The organism is Clostridium sp. TJA038 (assembly GCF_058310255.1).
Genome location: NZ_JBZEFA010000006.1, coordinates 54,837 through 70,886 on the forward strand (window position 1 = coordinate 54,837; position 16,050 = coordinate 70,886).

Annotated in this window: 16 protein-coding genes; 5 read left to right on the top strand and 11 right to left on the bottom strand. The window is 27.3% G+C overall.

The genetic code is table 11. The features are described from left to right. Positions 1-37 precede the first annotated feature (37 nt). On the bottom strand, positions 38-1,051 hold the full coding sequence (locus tag AC4FQV_RS09945) for an ATP-binding protein (protein WP_491140207.1): 1,014 nt from the start codon (positions 1,049-1,051) through the stop codon (positions 38-40). After that, entirely contained in the window at positions 1,048-1,728 is a 681-nt protein-coding gene (locus AC4FQV_RS09950) for a response regulator transcription factor (RefSeq protein WP_491165420.1), read from the bottom strand. The genes AC4FQV_RS09945 and AC4FQV_RS09950 overlap by 4 nt, the downstream gene beginning before the upstream one ends. A gap of 418 nt (positions 1,729-2,146) precedes the next feature. Between AC4FQV_RS09950 and AC4FQV_RS09955 the strand changes: the two genes are divergently transcribed. Continuing rightward, complete coding sequence (locus AC4FQV_RS09955) at positions 2,147-3,412, top strand: TcaA NTF2-like domain-containing protein (RefSeq protein WP_491165421.1); 1,266 nt, start codon at positions 2,147-2,149, stop codon at positions 3,410-3,412. 11 nt (positions 3,413-3,423) lie between these two features. Further along, positions 3,424-4,512, top strand: coding sequence for a YARHG domain-containing protein (locus AC4FQV_RS09960; protein WP_491165422.1), 1,089 nt, complete (start codon positions 3,424-3,426; stop codon positions 4,510-4,512). Between the two features lie 31 nt (positions 4,513-4,543). Here AC4FQV_RS09960 and AC4FQV_RS09965 read toward each other — a convergent pair whose 3' ends face one another. Together AC4FQV_RS09965 and AC4FQV_RS09970 are read right to left on the bottom strand one after the other, a co-directional pair. After that, positions 4,544-4,768, bottom strand: coding sequence for a DUF2922 domain-containing protein (locus tag AC4FQV_RS09965; RefSeq protein ID WP_491165431.1), 225 nt, complete (start codon positions 4,766-4,768; stop codon positions 4,544-4,546). 237 nt (positions 4,769-5,005) lie between these two features. Beyond that, on the bottom strand, positions 5,006-5,239 hold the full coding sequence (locus tag AC4FQV_RS09970; RefSeq protein WP_491140212.1) for a DUF1659 domain-containing protein: 234 nt from the start codon (positions 5,237-5,239) through the stop codon (positions 5,006-5,008). A 282-nt stretch (positions 5,240-5,521) separates the two neighbouring features. Between AC4FQV_RS09970 and AC4FQV_RS09975 the strand changes: the two genes are divergently transcribed. Further along, positions 5,522-5,773 (top strand): TM1266 family iron-only hydrogenase system putative regulator, encoded by a 252-nt coding sequence (locus tag AC4FQV_RS09975; RefSeq protein ID WP_491140213.1) that lies wholly within the window; start codon positions 5,522-5,524, stop codon positions 5,771-5,773. A gap of 95 nt (positions 5,774-5,868) precedes the next feature. Beyond that, complete coding sequence (gene hydG, locus AC4FQV_RS09980) at positions 5,869-7,290, top strand: [FeFe] hydrogenase H-cluster radical SAM maturase HydG (RefSeq protein ID WP_491140215.1); 1,422 nt, start codon at positions 5,869-5,871, stop codon at positions 7,288-7,290. Positions 7,291-7,495: 205 nt separating this feature from the next. Here the strand turns inward: hydG and AC4FQV_RS09985 are convergent, their stop codons facing one another. The 5 genes from AC4FQV_RS09985 to AC4FQV_RS10005 are packed head-to-tail and all read right to left on the bottom strand — an operon-like array spanning position 7,496 to position 11,870. Then, positions 7,496-7,771, bottom strand: coding sequence for a hypothetical protein (locus tag AC4FQV_RS09985; RefSeq protein ID WP_491140216.1), 276 nt, complete (start codon positions 7,769-7,771; stop codon positions 7,496-7,498). A gap of 43 nt (positions 7,772-7,814) precedes the next feature. Beyond that, the gene (locus AC4FQV_RS09990) at positions 7,815-8,675 is read right to left on the bottom strand and encodes a hypothetical protein (protein WP_491165423.1); all 861 of its coding nucleotides are present in this window, start codon (positions 8,673-8,675) and stop codon (positions 7,815-7,817) included. A 2-nt stretch (positions 8,676-8,677) separates the two neighbouring features. Next, positions 8,678-10,888 carry a heavy metal translocating P-type ATPase gene (locus AC4FQV_RS09995; protein ID WP_491140219.1) on the bottom strand — a complete coding sequence of 737 codons (2,211 nt, stop codon included), beginning with the start codon at positions 10,886-10,888 and terminating at the stop codon, positions 8,678-8,680. A gap of 22 nt (positions 10,889-10,910) precedes the next feature. Beyond that, a complete protein-coding gene (locus AC4FQV_RS10000) occupies positions 10,911-11,285 on the bottom strand; it encodes an HMA2 domain-containing protein (RefSeq protein ID WP_491140220.1) in 375 nt (124 codons plus the stop codon). 15 nt (positions 11,286-11,300) lie between these two features. Next, positions 11,301-11,870 carry an HMA2 domain-containing protein gene (locus AC4FQV_RS10005; RefSeq protein ID WP_491165424.1) on the bottom strand — a complete coding sequence of 190 codons (570 nt, stop codon included), beginning with the start codon at positions 11,868-11,870 and terminating at the stop codon, positions 11,301-11,303. Between the two features lie 963 nt (positions 11,871-12,833). On the opposite strand from AC4FQV_RS10005, the gene hydF reads away from it, so the two are divergent. Continuing rightward, positions 12,834-14,156 (top strand): [FeFe] hydrogenase H-cluster maturation GTPase HydF, encoded by a 1,323-nt coding sequence (gene hydF / locus AC4FQV_RS10010; protein WP_491165425.1) that lies wholly within the window; start codon positions 12,834-12,836, stop codon positions 14,154-14,156. Positions 14,157-14,213: 57 nt separating this feature from the next. Here the strand turns inward: hydF and AC4FQV_RS10015 are convergent, their stop codons facing one another. Further along, entirely contained in the window at positions 14,214-15,086 is an 873-nt protein-coding gene (locus tag AC4FQV_RS10015; RefSeq protein WP_491165426.1) for a DUF975 family protein, read from the bottom strand. 112 nt (positions 15,087-15,198) lie between these two features. Then, positions 15,199-15,939: a DUF975 family protein gene (locus tag AC4FQV_RS10020; protein ID WP_491140227.1), complete on the bottom strand. Its 741-nt coding sequence runs from the start codon at positions 15,937-15,939 to the stop codon at positions 15,199-15,201. Positions 15,940-16,050 lie beyond the last annotated feature (111 nt).

Consider the following 16,050-nt stretch of genomic DNA (forward strand, 5'->3'; position numbering starts at 1 on the left):
GCTATTGTATATAACAAAAAATATTTCTAAAGTAAACTTAATCAAAAGTCATCATTTTATTTATAGGAAAAATAATTGAAACCCTTGTAAAAATCCCTTCCTCAGAACATATACTAATATCTAAGCCAAGCTTAGTACAAAGCTTAGTACAAAGATAAAGTCCTATTCCTGTAGACTTTTTAAACTTACGCCCATTCTCTCCTGTAAAACCTTTATTAAAAACCATTCCAATATCCTGACTTGGGATTCCCACTCCATTATCTTCAATATTTAAAAAAATACAATCCTTATTGTTTTCAGAATATATTTTAAGTTCCTTAAAACTCTTATTCATATACTTAATAGAATTAGATATTATCTGTCCTAAGATAAACTCAAGCCACTTATTATCAGAGTAAACCTCCTTATCTAAGTCTCCTAAAGTTATTTTAACTCTATTTTTAATCAATGCATCTGCATTATTTTTTAAAACATTATTTACTACATAGGATAAATTTATCTTCTTAATTATATAATCCTTTTCAACATTATTACTCCTAGTATAGAAAAGTGCTTGGTCTATATAATTCTCAATCTTACAAACTTCCTCTAAAATACTTTCTGTAAGAGGTGATTCATTATTTTCTATTAAAAGCTTACAAGTTGCAATTGGTGTCTTTATCTCATGAACCCAAAGCTCTATATACTCCTTATAATCATTTATATCATTTTTAAAAACACCTATTTCATCATTCATAGACTTATTACTTTTACAAATAACATCATATACTATCTTGCTTTCAGCAAAAGAGCCTTCATCAATCATTTCTGATATTAAATATTTCTTATCTAAAGCCTCTAGATTTTTAATTATTTCACTATAATACTGTTTCTTTCTAAAATAATCAAAAACATGAAAAACCAGTACACCAATAAGATTTATAATAAAAATAAACAAAATAGCAAAATTATTTACTCCTAAACTTTTAAGCAAGGTAGCAGTAAAAGCAAGTATTAATAAATTTATAAAAATAAATAATATTCTTTCCTTAATAAATTCAACCAAACTCATGCTAGCATATACCCCTGCCCTCTCTTAGTCTGCAAATATCCTAAAGCACCAATACTCTCTAATTTTTTTCTAAGTCTATTTACATTTACCGTTAAGGTATTGTCATCTATAAACTCATCACTTTGCCATAAAAACTTAATAATATTATCTCTAGAAACTATTTTTCCCTTATTCCTCATTAATATATTTAAAATCTTACTTTCATTTTTAGTAAGTTCCATAACCTGCCCATTATAAGAAACCTCACTAGTTGACATATTATATTTTAACCCTCTTAAAATAAATTCCTCTGTCTCCTCTTTTACTCCTCCATAAGCCCTCTTCATAATTGAAGATATTCTAGCTAAAAGTATTTGAGTATTATAAGGCTTAGTTACAAAATCATCTGCTCCTAAATTCATACTCATAAGCTCATCAACTTCACTTTGTCTACTAGTTACCACTATAATAGGCACTTCACTTCTCTTTCTTATTTCCCTACAAATATAATATCCATCATAATATGGAAGATTTATATCTAGCAAAATCATATCTGAATTGCTCTTTAAAGCAAGTTCAACAATATTCTCAAAATCCTCTGAAGTTTCAATTGAATAGCCATACTTTTCTAAAAACTTAGTAAGTTCCTCTCTTATCTTTTCCTCATCTTCAATAATAAAAATTTTATTCCTTTGCATATACCTCACCTCTTATTAAAATTTTACACCCTAAAACCTAAAGAAAATATCATAAAAACTTTAAAATAAATACTCTTTAATTGTATAACAAAATTAGTTTTTTACTTAACTCTTAAAATTAATACCACAAATATTCCCTTTTATAAAAAACTACCATAATAAATCATACAAAAAAACAATTAAATATAAAATTAAAAGGAGATACCTAAAAAAGGTATCTCCTAAACTTAAATATTAAAAATACATTATACTGTCCAAGGACTTATAAATAATAGATGCTATATTATTGTATATAAAATATAAATTCACTCCATAAGCACCCATTGAAACTAAGAAATATTTGTTAATAAATTTGTAAATTGTTTAAAAAAATGTTAAATTATATTTTGAATTGTTAATTTTTAAAGGAGGATTTAAAATGAAATTTTGTAATAAATGTGGTTCTAGGTTAATAAATGGAGTGTGTCCAACTTGCTCAAAAAGCCTAAAAAAAAGCATGAAAAAAAATAATAAAAAACATAAAATCCTAATAAGCTTATTAATTTTAATAGCATTAGGTTTTTCTGGTACATTTTTATATTTAAAAGTAACATCTAAATCAGAAAGTGAAATAGCCCTTGCATTTTCAAATTCTATTTCATCTTCAAAACCTGAAGAACTTAGCAAAATACTTTACTGTTATGATAGTTCTTTACCAATAAACAAAAGTAATTCTAATATTTTAATAGATTACCTTACCAAAAACCCCTCTAAATTTTCTTCAATAAATGAAGCTTTTAAAAATGGAGAATATAAAAATACAAACTCTCCTCTTTCTATAGAAGAAGTTAGAAAGGATTTCTTCCTAATCCCTGTTTATAAAGTAGTTGTAAAGCCAAGCTTTGTAAAAGTAAATACATACCTAAAGGATTTAAAGGTTTCTTGCTTAGATAATAACCTTGTAGACATATCAGAAAAAAAAGAACTAGGACCTTTAATGCCAGGAAGTTATAACATTCATGCAGAAGTATCAAATTCATATATAAACAAGTCTGAAGATATTCCTGTAAACACCTTTAAGGATTCAAATCAAGAAATAACTCCTTTTAAAAACTTTGTTAAGGTCAATATTAGTAGTGATATGCCAAATGCTGAATTATATGTAAACAATAAAGATACAGGACTAACTGTTAAAGAAGCCAAAAATCTTGATCCAATTGACCCAAATAGTATAATTTATGCCATTGCAAAGGATGGAGATAAAAACATAATAAGTAACAAATATGATATAGAAAACTCTAAAAATATAGATATAAACTTTGCCTCAGCAAAGGCTACAGAAGCTAATTTCCAAAAAGAGCTTTATTACTTACTAAAAAATTATTCAGAGGACTTTGCCTATGCAGTAAATGCAGATAACTTTAACTATATAGAAAGATATCTTGAATTTGATGGTCCCCTTTATAAAAAACAAAAAAGAGTTGTACCTTATATACACAACCAAGATATAAAAGAAAAATTTGAAAGCACAGAAATATTAAACTATACCTTCAACAATGATACTGACCTTGGAGAAGTTACTTGTAATGAAATTTACTCTGTAGCACAGGGAGTAAATATTGCAAAACGTCAAGAATTTAAAAATGTTTATACCTTTAAAAGACTTCCAAATGGTTCTCTAGTTCTTGTTGACTTAAAAGAGTAAGAGGTGATTAAATGAAAATCTGCAATAATTGTGGTAACAAATTAAGTAACTCAATGAAATTTTGTAATAAATGTGGATGTGAATTAGTTCCTTTTAATAAAGAAGAAAATAAAGAAGAGGAAAATTTAGATAAGGATAAAAATCTCTTAGGAACAAAAAAAGATGTCTTACCTAAAAATTCTATTAGCAATAATCCTATTATAGACACCTCTTTTAATAACTTTAAAAAAGAAAAGGTGAAGAATTTAAATAAAGAACCTTCCTCCTTTGAGGAATATGAAAAGCCAAGAAATAAGGGTGTTATAAAAAGAATTATAAAAATATTTTTCTTATTTATAATTCTTTTACTCCTAGTAAGTTCAATATACTTTTTAAAAAATCCTGTGCTTTATAAATATTACTATAACTCAGCCTTAAAATCTTCATCAGTAATTGAAAAATTAGAAAATTATAATAAGGCTCTATCCTACTCAAAAAATGAGGACTTACTAAATTCTATTTATGAAACCTTAAAAGCAGATACTGACTTTGTTGATAATGCTAAAATACTATCAAACTTAAAAGCACTGGAAAAAAATAAGTTAATGGCAAAGATATATGTAAATAAAGCCTCCTTAGATTTTGAAAATAAAGACTATAAAAGTTGTGATTCTAACTTAAACTTAGCTGTAAAATATGGCTACACTAAAAAAGACTTTTTACAGTATGATGCTTTAGAAAAGAAACTAAAGGAAGAAAAAAATATTTCATCTAATAAAAAGAATAATTCTTCCAATATATTTAGTTACAAAAATGAAAGCCCTTCAGAGTTTTCAGGAAATATATATGACTATCCCTATGATTTTATAATGCCAGATAGTGATAGTGCATACCTAGCAAAATATAATATATGTAGTTATAACAATACTACTCTTGACTTAATAAAAAATGAAATATATGCCCGTCATGGATATGTTTTTAAAGAGCCTAAGTTTAAAAAATATTTTGAATCAAAATCATGGTATAAACCAGACCCTTACTTTACAGGAAATGATAGCGAGCTAAATAATTATGAAGTAGAAAATGTAAAATTAATAAATGAAATTGAAGCTTCTAGATAAAAAAGGTGGAATAAATTCCACCTTTTTTATATTAAAGCATATCAAAGCTTTCTGTATTCTTCTCAACAACTTCCCCTTTAACTTTAGATACTAAATCTCCACCCTTAGATATAAAAATATTAGCACTTATTATAGCATCCATTAAAGCCTCTACTTCTTCTTCGCTAACTTCATCCTTAATATGCTTAAGGGTTAATTTACTTGTACTTCCCCCTTCATTCTTAAAAGACATAACAAGATATTTCTCCTTCTCCATATCCACCTTAAAACCTCCAAAAAAAAATTTATTATGTTGCATCTTTTGTTCTTTTCCTAAAAGTCATCTTAAAAGTACTTTAAACATATAAAAAAACTTTTTCAATGTACTCTAAAAACCTCTTTAAAAAAATAAGTGCTTTTTCTATGATTTTTAAAACTACTAATGTAAGATTTAAAAAGCTTTTTATTTTTTTAAAGCCTAAAAAATCAGCAGTTCACCTTCTCTCTAATAAAATTAGATTACTAGGTCATCCTCCACAAAATTAAAGTTATCTTCCTTTAAAACAGAAATAACTCTTGATGTTAAAAGAGCCCCCAAAGCTTGTCCCACTTCGTAAAGTCTTTCATCCTCTGCATCAACCTTTATATTAGAAAAACTTTGTGTAGAAAACTTAGGAGCACCTAAATCACTCTCCCCATTTTGATACTTTAAAATTAAGCTTTTCTTAGTTAAGATTGCATTTGCCATACTTATCAACTCCCTTCAATATATAAATACTTCTTTTCCTTCTAATCAGTTATAAAATCCTTAGAAAAATTCACTTTTTCCTCTTAGAAATTTAATCTATATTTTTTAAAATTTTGTAGTATAATTATAATATGTTTTCTTTGTTGCGAGATTTTAACCATTTCTTTCAACCGAGAAACAGTTAAAATATAATATGAATATACTTAATTCCTAATTGTAAGGACAATTTTCTCTGAACAAAAAGGTAATAAAATTTCCAATTTAGAAAGGTTTGATGACAAGATGAGCACTAGAATTGCCGTAATTGGCATTGTTATTGAAAGCCTTGATAATATAAAAGAAGTAAACTCTATCTTAAGTGAATACGATAAATTAATTGTCGGAAGAATGGGACTACCCTACAAGGAAAAAAACATTAGAGTTATATCCATTGTAGTAGATGGAACCACCGATGAAATCTCAGCGATAACAGGAAAAATAGGCAAATTAAAGGGAGTATCTGTTAAAGCTGCCATATCTAAAAGAAGTTTTTAAAAACTTTAAATTCTTAATCCTTTAGTTCCCAGAAGTATATTTTAGTATTTCATATTATTTTTTAACATATAAAGTAATTTTAAAGGAGATTTTTTATGTTAAAAGATAACGAAAAGTATAATGCTTTAGATTTTATTAAAGATGATGAAATTAATAGCCTTATAAAAAAAGGTGAGGAGCTTGTTTCTGATAAAGAGTTAGTTAAAGAAATCATTGAAAAAAGTAAAAATGCAGAGGGTTTAACTCCTGAAGAAACTGCTATTCTTCTTAATCTTGAAGATAAAGAACTTATTGAAGAGATGTTTAAAGCAGCTAGAGAAGTTAAAGAAAAACTATATGGTAAAAGACTTGTTGTTTTTGCACCATTATACATAAGTAACTACTGCGTAAACAATTGTACTTACTGTGGTTATAAGCATTGTAATGAGGAATTAAAAAGAAAAAAACTTAACAAGGAACAACTTATTGAAGAAGTTAAAGTTCTTGAAAGTTTAGGACATAAAAGAATAGCTCTTGAAGCTGGAGAAGACCCAGTAAATGCTCCACTTGATTACATTTTAGACTGCATAAAAACTATATACTCAATTAAATTTGACAATGGTTCTATAAGAAGAATAAATGTAAATATAGCAGCTACAACAGTTGAAAACTATAAGAGACTTAAAGATGCTGAAATTGGAACATATATCCTATTCCAAGAAACTTACCACAAGCCAACTTACGAAAGATTACATGTAAGTGGTCCAAAGCATAACTATAACTACCACACAACTGCTATGCATAGAGCAAGAGAAGCTGGTATAGATGATATAGGAATGGGAGTTTTATATGGTCTTTATGACTATAAGTATGAAACTTTAGCAATGCTTATGCATGCTATGGACTTAGAAGAAACAACAGGAGTTGGTCCACATACTTTATCTGTTCCAAGATTAAGACCTGCTGAAAATGTTAGCTTAGAAAACTATCCTTATTTAGTTGATGATGAGGACTTTAAAAAGATTGTTGCTATATTAAGATTAGCAGTTCCTTACGCAGGACTTATTCTTTCAACAAGAGAAGAACCAGCTTTAAGAGACGAAATAATAGCTCTTGGAGTATCTCAAGTAAGTACGGGTTCATGCACAGGTGTTGGCGGATATTCAGAAACTTACAGCGACCCTGAAGAGAAGCCACAATTTGAGGTGGGAGACCATAGATCACCAGTTGAAATGATTGAAAGCCTTATGGAAGCTGGATATATTCCAAGTTACTGTACAGCTTGTTATAGAGAAGGAAGAACTGGCGAAAGATTTATGGATATAGTTAAAAGCGGAGAGCTTTATAAAATATGTGAAGCTAATGCTTTAATAACTTTAAAAGAATTTATTGACGATTACGGAACAGACAGAACAAGAGAAATTGGAGATAAATTAATCAAAAAATCTATAGAAGAAATAGATAATGAGGCATTTAAAAAATCAGTTGAAGAGAAAATAAATAAAATAAGTAACGGAACTAGAGATTTAAGATTCTAAAATTTTATTTATTTTAAATTATTTTATTCATGTATTTTTAGAAAGACATAAATTAACTCCACTTTATAATTTATGTTCTTTCTTTTAGTAAAAATCTTAATTTAAAGAAACGGTAACAAAAACTTATATTCATTATTAGCCAGCGAAGCTGGCTTTTTTTTATAAAAAAATAGGCAACTTTTTAAGCCACCTATTTTTATAAATACTATTCAACTATTATAGCTTCCTCATTAGCTGCACTTGTTATTGCTAATTCTCTTTCTGCAATTAAATCTTCTAAGTTTTCCTTAGTTTCCATTAACTCTTCTAAAGACATTGAAGCGTAATCTTTTCCTAAATCATTAGAAACATTTATTCCTTGCTTTCTTAAAAAATCATCAACTTTAGCTTGGTTTTTCTTATATATGTAGTATCCTGCTGCACATATACCAACTCCAACTAATGCTCCTGTTATATGGTCCTTATTTATCCCTTGTATCATACAAAACTCCTCCTTGATTTGTTTTTCTATAATTTATTTAAATTTAATTTATAGCATTTCTATACATTTCTCTACTTTTGTCATTCATCCCCATAAAAGAAGGTCCATTTTCAAAACCTGCAAATAAACTTCCTTCATGCTTTGACATTCCCTTGTTAGAAATCATAAAGGATTTTCCTATAGTATTTCCTTCTGTTTCTATAAATTTCTCTAAAAATACTCTAATCATATTGGCACTTTTAGATGATTCATTATCTGGCATTACTGAAATATCATAATAAGTTTCATTAGAATATTTATTCTTAAATTCCTTAACTGAAATAAGCATTCTTCCATAAGACATCTCTAATATGTGTCTACCAAAAGTAGCACCCCATGTAATTGCAGAGGGAATTAAAAACTTTCCTTTTCCTATAGAATTTACTAAATACATAACAGAAACAACCTCTGGGTCAAAATATCCCTTCTCGTTAATTTCCTTATAAGCATGTTCTCCAATAGCACCTATTGTAGTTCCCACAACAGCCCAGTTAATAATCTCTGAGATTTTAGGATTCATAGGAATGTATCTACTAATTCCTCCTATTATCAAAGTAAGAAGTGAGTAATACGCCATAGGAGGCATATTCTTCTTCTTTGAATTATAAATAAGCCTAATAGGTATTAAATCATAATTTTTTGAATACATTGCTATAACCCTCATTATAACTTCCTCCTCTGGAATTTTATAAGGATTATAAGAAACAACAATAGACTTTGTTATATCTGTATATCTAGCTTCAGTTATTCCTTCTTTTTTAGTTAACTCCTCCATAGTATCTAAGCTGTTTTTAATTGGATGAGAAAGTTTAAATCTAACTCTCCCTAAAATTTTATGTGCAACCACTATAGTAGGGTTATTCATATTTAAACACCTCTCTCCATATTAAAGAACATAAGTCTTAAAGAGTTTGCCACAACTAATATTGTACTAGAGTTGTGTAAAACTGCTCCAAAAAATACTGGTAAAACTCCAGCTGCACTTAATATAAGACCAGCACTATTAATTCCTATAACTAAACCAAAGTTTTGTTTAACAACATTCATAGTCTTCTTAGAAAGTTCCATTATAGTTGGTAACATCATTGGATTATCACCTTGTATTGTTATATCAGCAGCTTCCATAGCAACATCTGTACTTCCTCCACCTAAAGCTATACCAACATCAGCATAAGCTAAGGCAGGTGCATCATTTATTCCATCACCAACCATCATTACTCTTGAGCCATTTGCTTGATATTTTAAAACTTCCTCTGCCTTATCTGAAGGTAAAAGTTCAGCTTTATATCCATCAACACCCATAAGCATTGCAACCTCTTTAGCTTGGTCCTCTAAATCACCAGTTAAAAGTAAGATATTATCTACTCCTTGATATCTTAAATTATTTATTGATTTTCTCATATTTTCTCTCATCTTATCCTTAATTGATATTATTGCAATTAAGTTTCCGTCATAAGATACATATATAAGATTTGAACTGCTATTACTTAATTCTTCCTCATAAATTTCAGCCTTTAAGGTATCAACATCATTCTCCTCTAAGAAAACCTTACTTCCAACTAAGACTTTCTTTCCCTCTAAATCAGTTTCCATACCTCTTGCAATATGAGTTATAACAGGTCCATGCTTAGGAACCTCAATTCCCTTTTCAATAACCTTAGCCATTATTGCAGTTGACATAGGATGAGAAGAAGTTTCTTCAGCTGCACCAGCTACCTTTAAAACATCCTCTTCCTTAAACTTTTCATCAATAATGCTTATACCTGTAACAGCTGGTTTTCCTTCTGTTAAAGTTCCTGTTTTATCTAAAATTAATGTATCTGAATTTGATAAAGCCTCTAAATAGTTTCCACCCTTAACTAAAACTCCATTTCTAACAGCGTTATTTATAGAAGCAGAGAAGGCAGTAGCTGTAGATAATTTTATTCCACAAGAATAATCAATAATCATCATATTTAAAGCCCTACTTGCACTCTTTGTAAATAAGTAAGTAAGCCCTGCAAATAAGAAGTTAAAAGGTACTAAATAACTTGAGAACTTATCTGCATAATCTTGTATAGGAGCTTTTTTAGATGCTGCATCTTCAACTAGGTGAATAATTCTAGAAACAACAGTATCATCTCCTGCTTTTTCAGTTCTAACAGTTATGCTACCACTTTTAATAACAGTACCTGCAAAGACACTATCTCCTTTCTTCTTAATAACTGGCACAAACTCTCCAGTTACAGAAGCTTGGTCAACAACTGCATCTCCCTCTATAACTTCACCATCTACACAGATTTTTTCTCCTGTATAAATAACAACCTTATCATCTTTTACAATTGTATCTATTGAAACCTTCTTTAAGTTTCCTTCATTATCTATTTTCCATACCTCTTCCTCTGATACAGAAAGCATATTCTTTATAGAATCTCTAGTTTTCTCCATAGTATATATAGTCATAAGTTCTGCTACATCTGATAATAATGTAACCATAAGAGCTGATTTATCATTTCCTAAAAGCAAACTTGCAACTATAGAAGTCAAAGTTAAGGTATCTGCATTAGGTCTTTTATTCTTTATTGCACCCTTAATTCCATTATTTATTAATCCCTTATTTAAATATATACTAGCTAAAGCAGGTATAGTTAAAAACTTACCTAAAACTCCAAACTTGTCCACATTATATAAATCTTTTAAATTAAGCTTTTCTTTTACTACTGAATATCCTAAAACACCAACATTTATAGCTAATCTTTTTAATATATCAAGTGAAGTTTCCTCATCCTTTTCACTACTTTCTACACTTATCTTTTGTCTTTCCCTTAAAGAAGTAAAGACCTTTAAGGAGTATTCTTCTAAGATGCTATCTACTCTATGTATTATTTTATCTTCACTTGTGTTCTTATCATAATTTATTAAAATTGAACCTGTAGTAGTATTTATTTCTAAGTAATTTATAGCTCTACTATTAGCAATTTTATCTTCAATTTCCCTCTTATATTGACCTAAATACTTTAATCCTTCACACTTAAGTCTAATTCTTCCTAAAATGCTATGTTTTACAGTACTCTTTAGTAGTAAATCCTTTTTTCTCATACTATTCACTACTCCCTTTATATTAGATTTCTTTTATTGCTTCATCTAATTGTTGCTCTATTGTTTTAACAACATAGTCTAAGTTACTTTCACCATACTTTTCAATTAAGTCATAGTTCTTTATTCCAATTTCCTTAATCTTATCTACCCACTTTAAAATTCTCTTTTCATAAACTTTATTTATATCGTAGGTAACTAATATACTTCCTGTTACAGTATTAACCTCTATAGTTTCTATACCATCTAACTTTTTAAGTGCTTGATGAAGAAACTTTTCATAAACTACATACTCCTCTGGAATCATCTTTAAAGAATTAACCTTAAATCTAATTCTTCCTGGTATGCTATGAGATACCTTTATTTTAGCTAGTTGAGATATAATAAATTTTTTAAACATTATTTAGGTTCCTCCCTATAAATCTGAATAAGCCCATTTAAGCATAGTATATCCATTTGGCAATGCTTTTGGCATTAATTTTATTCCTCTTAAAGCAAAGAATAAAACAGCAATTATGTATATAGCCTTCATATCTAAAAGACCTTTTGTCTTATTATAAATAGCTAAGTTTACTGCTTCCTTCATATTTCCTAGTTCACGAGTTACAAGGGACTCTTTTTTTCTTAAAAGTTCTCCCTCTAACTGAAGTAACTTAGCTATAACACCAATTAATAAAGATGGTTCTATCTTATCCTTGTCATATATTATAGTTAAGCTTCCTGTAATATTATTTATTTCAATATGTTTTATACTCTCAACTCTTCCTAGCTGATTAAGTAAAATCTCACTACTAGACTTATCCTTCTTTAAAAGAGGTATATAAAGTCTTATTCTTCCTTCTATGCTATGTTTAACTTCTATAACCCCCATAAAACTTGGTAAATTCAATGAGTTTTTGCTCTTTTTCTTTTCTTTAACCATAATTTCGCTTATTAATTTACCTGCTAAAGTAAATAGCAAAAATCTTACGTACCTGTTATTCATCAGTCCTCCTAAGTTTCATAAATTTATATAATAAAATATTTATTTTATATAATATTTTAATGAAAATAACTAAAAAAAATTACTATAAAGTTTATTTTTCTATAAATGTATTAAAATACATAAAATAAACTAATATTCCATTAATTATATCATATTATCCCCTCTCCTTTATACCAAATTATATAAATAGGAGGGGTTTTCCCTAAAATACATATGAGAATTAATTTAATGTATTCCTTTTAATTAATTAATTCCTTAAATAAACAAGGATTTAACTAATTAAGTTTATAAATTTTATTAATTAAAATTTTTCTTCTAATATTTTCTCTTAAAATATATAATTATTCTTGAATAGGATTTAATAATATAAAAGATAAAATAAACTTAATTATATATAGAAAATTTAATAAAGCTAAATTTATTAATAAAAATATCTTATATTAAGTTTATATTTCTTTCTTTTTATTCAAAATATTATTTTATACATTATAAATATAATATTTTTTTATTCTCAAAAGAGAATATTAATATTTTTTACACCTTTTTTTTACAAAAAATTAAACTTTAATTTTTTACCATATCAATATTTAGTATGTATATAAATTTGACACAACTATATATTGTGAATAACTTAAAAGTTATCCACATCCCCATGTGGATAACTATATTATTAAATGAAAATAATATATTTTTTACGGCTATTTTTTAATAAAAATTATTAATGAAAAAAGAGATTTAACTAAAAGCTAAAAGTTGCTACAAATGGCTTAATATAGCCTTTTTAACCTGTAATTTTTTTACTTTTTTACTTAATTATTTTCATCATTTAATTAGAATTTGAAGGCTAAAATTCATCAAAAAAGTTATCCACAGGTTTATTCACAACTGAAAATATTTTCACATAATAATAAATGTAAGGAGGTGCAATTCTATTATTAACATCTTGCAATAATAGAAGAACTTATGAGCAATTTAAACGAAACACCTAGAGGAAGTAGAATTCATATTTCTCTTTTTGGAAAAACAAACTCAGGAAAATCAAGCATAATAAATTCCCTAACTGGACAAAACATATCCCTAGTATCAGATTTTAAAGGGACAACTACAGACCCAGTTTATAAAGCTATGGAACTTTTACCCTTAGGACCAGTAGTTTTTGTTGATACTGCTGGTTTTGATGATGAAGGAGACATAGGTAAGCTTAGAGTTGAAAAAACTGAAGAGGTTATAGGAAAAACTGATGTAGCCCTTTTAACTATTTCTTTAAAAGAAATACTAAACATATTAAATAATAATTTAGATATTAAAGATGCTATTTCTAAGGAAATACTATGGCTTAATAAATTAAAAAAAGCTAAAAAGAAAGTTATATTAGTAATTAATAAAAGTGATTTAGCTAAAAATAATCTACCTAAATCAAATACTGATTTAAAAGAATTAAATAAAGAAAATAATATAAATAAAAATTATTTTTCTGATGATAACTTAAATAAACTTTTAGAAAAAATAGGAACTCTTTTAAACATACCTTATGTATGTATAAGTGCTAAAGAAAATTTAAACATACAAGAATTAAAAAACTTACTTGTATCAGTTTCTCCTGAATCAATAACTGAAACTCCTATAATTGGAGATAAAATTAAACCTGGAGATAAAGTACTTTTAGTAGCTCCACAGGATATACAAGCACCTAAGGGTAGACTTATTCTTCCTCAAGTACAGGTTTTAAGAGATATATTAGATTATGGTGGAATACCAACTATGGTTACTCTTGATAAACTAGAGGATGCACTAAAGATTTTTAATGGAAAACCAGATTTAGTAATTACAGACTCTCAAGTTTTTAAACAAGTTAATTCAAAAATATCTAGAGATGTGCCTTTAACCTCTTTTTCAATATTAATGGCTAGATATAAGGGAGATTTAGATAAATTTTATAAGGGAGCAAAAGCAATAAAGAACCTTAAAGCTGGAGATAAAGTTTTAATTGCCGAAGCTTGTACTCACCATCAACTAAAGGGAGATATAGCAAGAGAAAAGCTTCCTACTTGGCTTGAAGAAACCTGCAATGGAATAATAGTTGATAACTGTTCAGGTAAGGACTTCCCAAAAAATCTTAGTGAGTATTCCCTTGTAATACATTGTGGTGGCTGTATGTTTAATAAAGCTGAAATAATGAATAGAATAAGCATCTGTGATGATGCCTTAGTTCCAATAACAAACTTCGGAACTTCAATAGCTGAAATAAATAGCATCTTAGACAGAGTTATGGAACCTTTAAAATAAAAATTAAAATTATAAAAAGCCTAAGAAATAATATAATTTATTTCTTAGGCTTTTAAATTACTCTTTAATATCAAAGTCCTCTTCTTGAACTTCTATCTCTCTATTTAATTGGTCTCTACCAATTTCTAAAGCTCTTTCTGAAATTGAAAGATAGTAAACTCTATATATAGTATAAACATAAACTATAAGCCATAATAAAGGTATAAAGAAAATAGGTAGTATATACATACTTAAATTAAAAACAAAAACAATTATAATTCCTAAAACTACAGGTATAAAACCTAATATAGCCCATCCAATTAAGCTAAGATTTAAAAGGAATAACTCCCATTTATGTCCCTTCATCATTTTAAAAGCTTTACCTACAGCTTCCCATATTCCAAGTTCTGTTTCCTCTGCTATTATGTATTTAACTGGGAAAAAGTATAATGAAATTATAATATTATAAACACATAAGAATATCATTACTATAATAAACATTCCTAAAGTTTCACTCATCATACTATCGTAGTTAATATATCCAATAAATAAGTATTCATAAATATGATTTGAAAATAAATTAATAAATATAATAATTATTGCAATTACTGAAATAAGTGAACCTGGTAATTCAAATAATATTAAGGCTAACATTTTCTTTATAAAGTTTCTCCAAACTTTAAAGGAAGGTAAAGATTCCTTTAAGGAGATTTTTTCATCCCTATCTATAAATTTAATTACATAAATTATACTTAAAGATTCTAAAAAGGGTGTTAAAAGAAAGGTATTACATAGTCCTAAAATAGAGCTCATTTCTATATTCTCTACCAATGATATTAAAAAACTTGCTAAAGCTTGAACAATCCAAACTATTAATACTAATAATATAAAGTTTGTCCATCTATTCCTTAACTTATCTAAGGCTAAGGATTTTATCTCTTTTCTCGTCATCTATTATTCACATCCTTATATTTTTAATAAAAGATTAACATTACTCAAAATATATGTCAATTTTGTAAATCTAATAAAAAGACTGTACCTTAAAGATACAGTCTAAATCCTCTTATTTTAACTCATCTTCTCTTTCAGTAATTGAAAGATAATAAACTCTTAGAGTAACTTGAATATATGGAAGAAGCCATAAAAATCCAATTCCTAAAGTTAATAAAGATAATAATCCCCATCCTATAAAGCTTAGTCCTAAAACAAAAAGTTCTATTTTATGACCTTTCATTATACTAAAGCTTTTTCTAATAGCATCAAAAACACCAAGAGGTTCCTCTGCCATTATATATGGCATAGGGAATAATAATATACCCATTATCATAGTTAAAAATAAAACCACTAAAATTATTAAAATTGCAATACCCCAAATTATTATCATAGGATTTATTGTTATAGCCCCTGTAAGCATTGAAGTATGCAAAGAAGTTATTGACATAAATAAGAATATATTTCCTAAAAAAGCAACAAGTAATATAGGTATACCAAATATAATAAGGACTAGCATATTAAGTATAAATCTACCCCAAGTTCTAACACTTGGTATAGCTTCCTTTAAAGCAACCTTTTCTTTTTCCTTAACAAACTTAATTGTATAAATTATTCCTGAAGCTGTAAGGCAAGGCATTAATAAAAAGCTATTAGCTATACTTAAAATACTTGAAAGCATTCCATCTGTTTCTTGAACTATTTCACTTGCTACTAATTCAATTATTGCAATTATTAAAGTTAATAATACAATATTTAACCATCTTCCCTTTAACTTAGACTTTGATAAAGCTTTTATCTCTTTTCTAGTCATTTGTATTCTCCCTTCTTAAGTTATAAACTTAATAAAATAGTACATTCCAATACAAATTATGTCAAATAATTAAAATATTTATATAATAAAAAAGAGATTTAAAACCTTTAT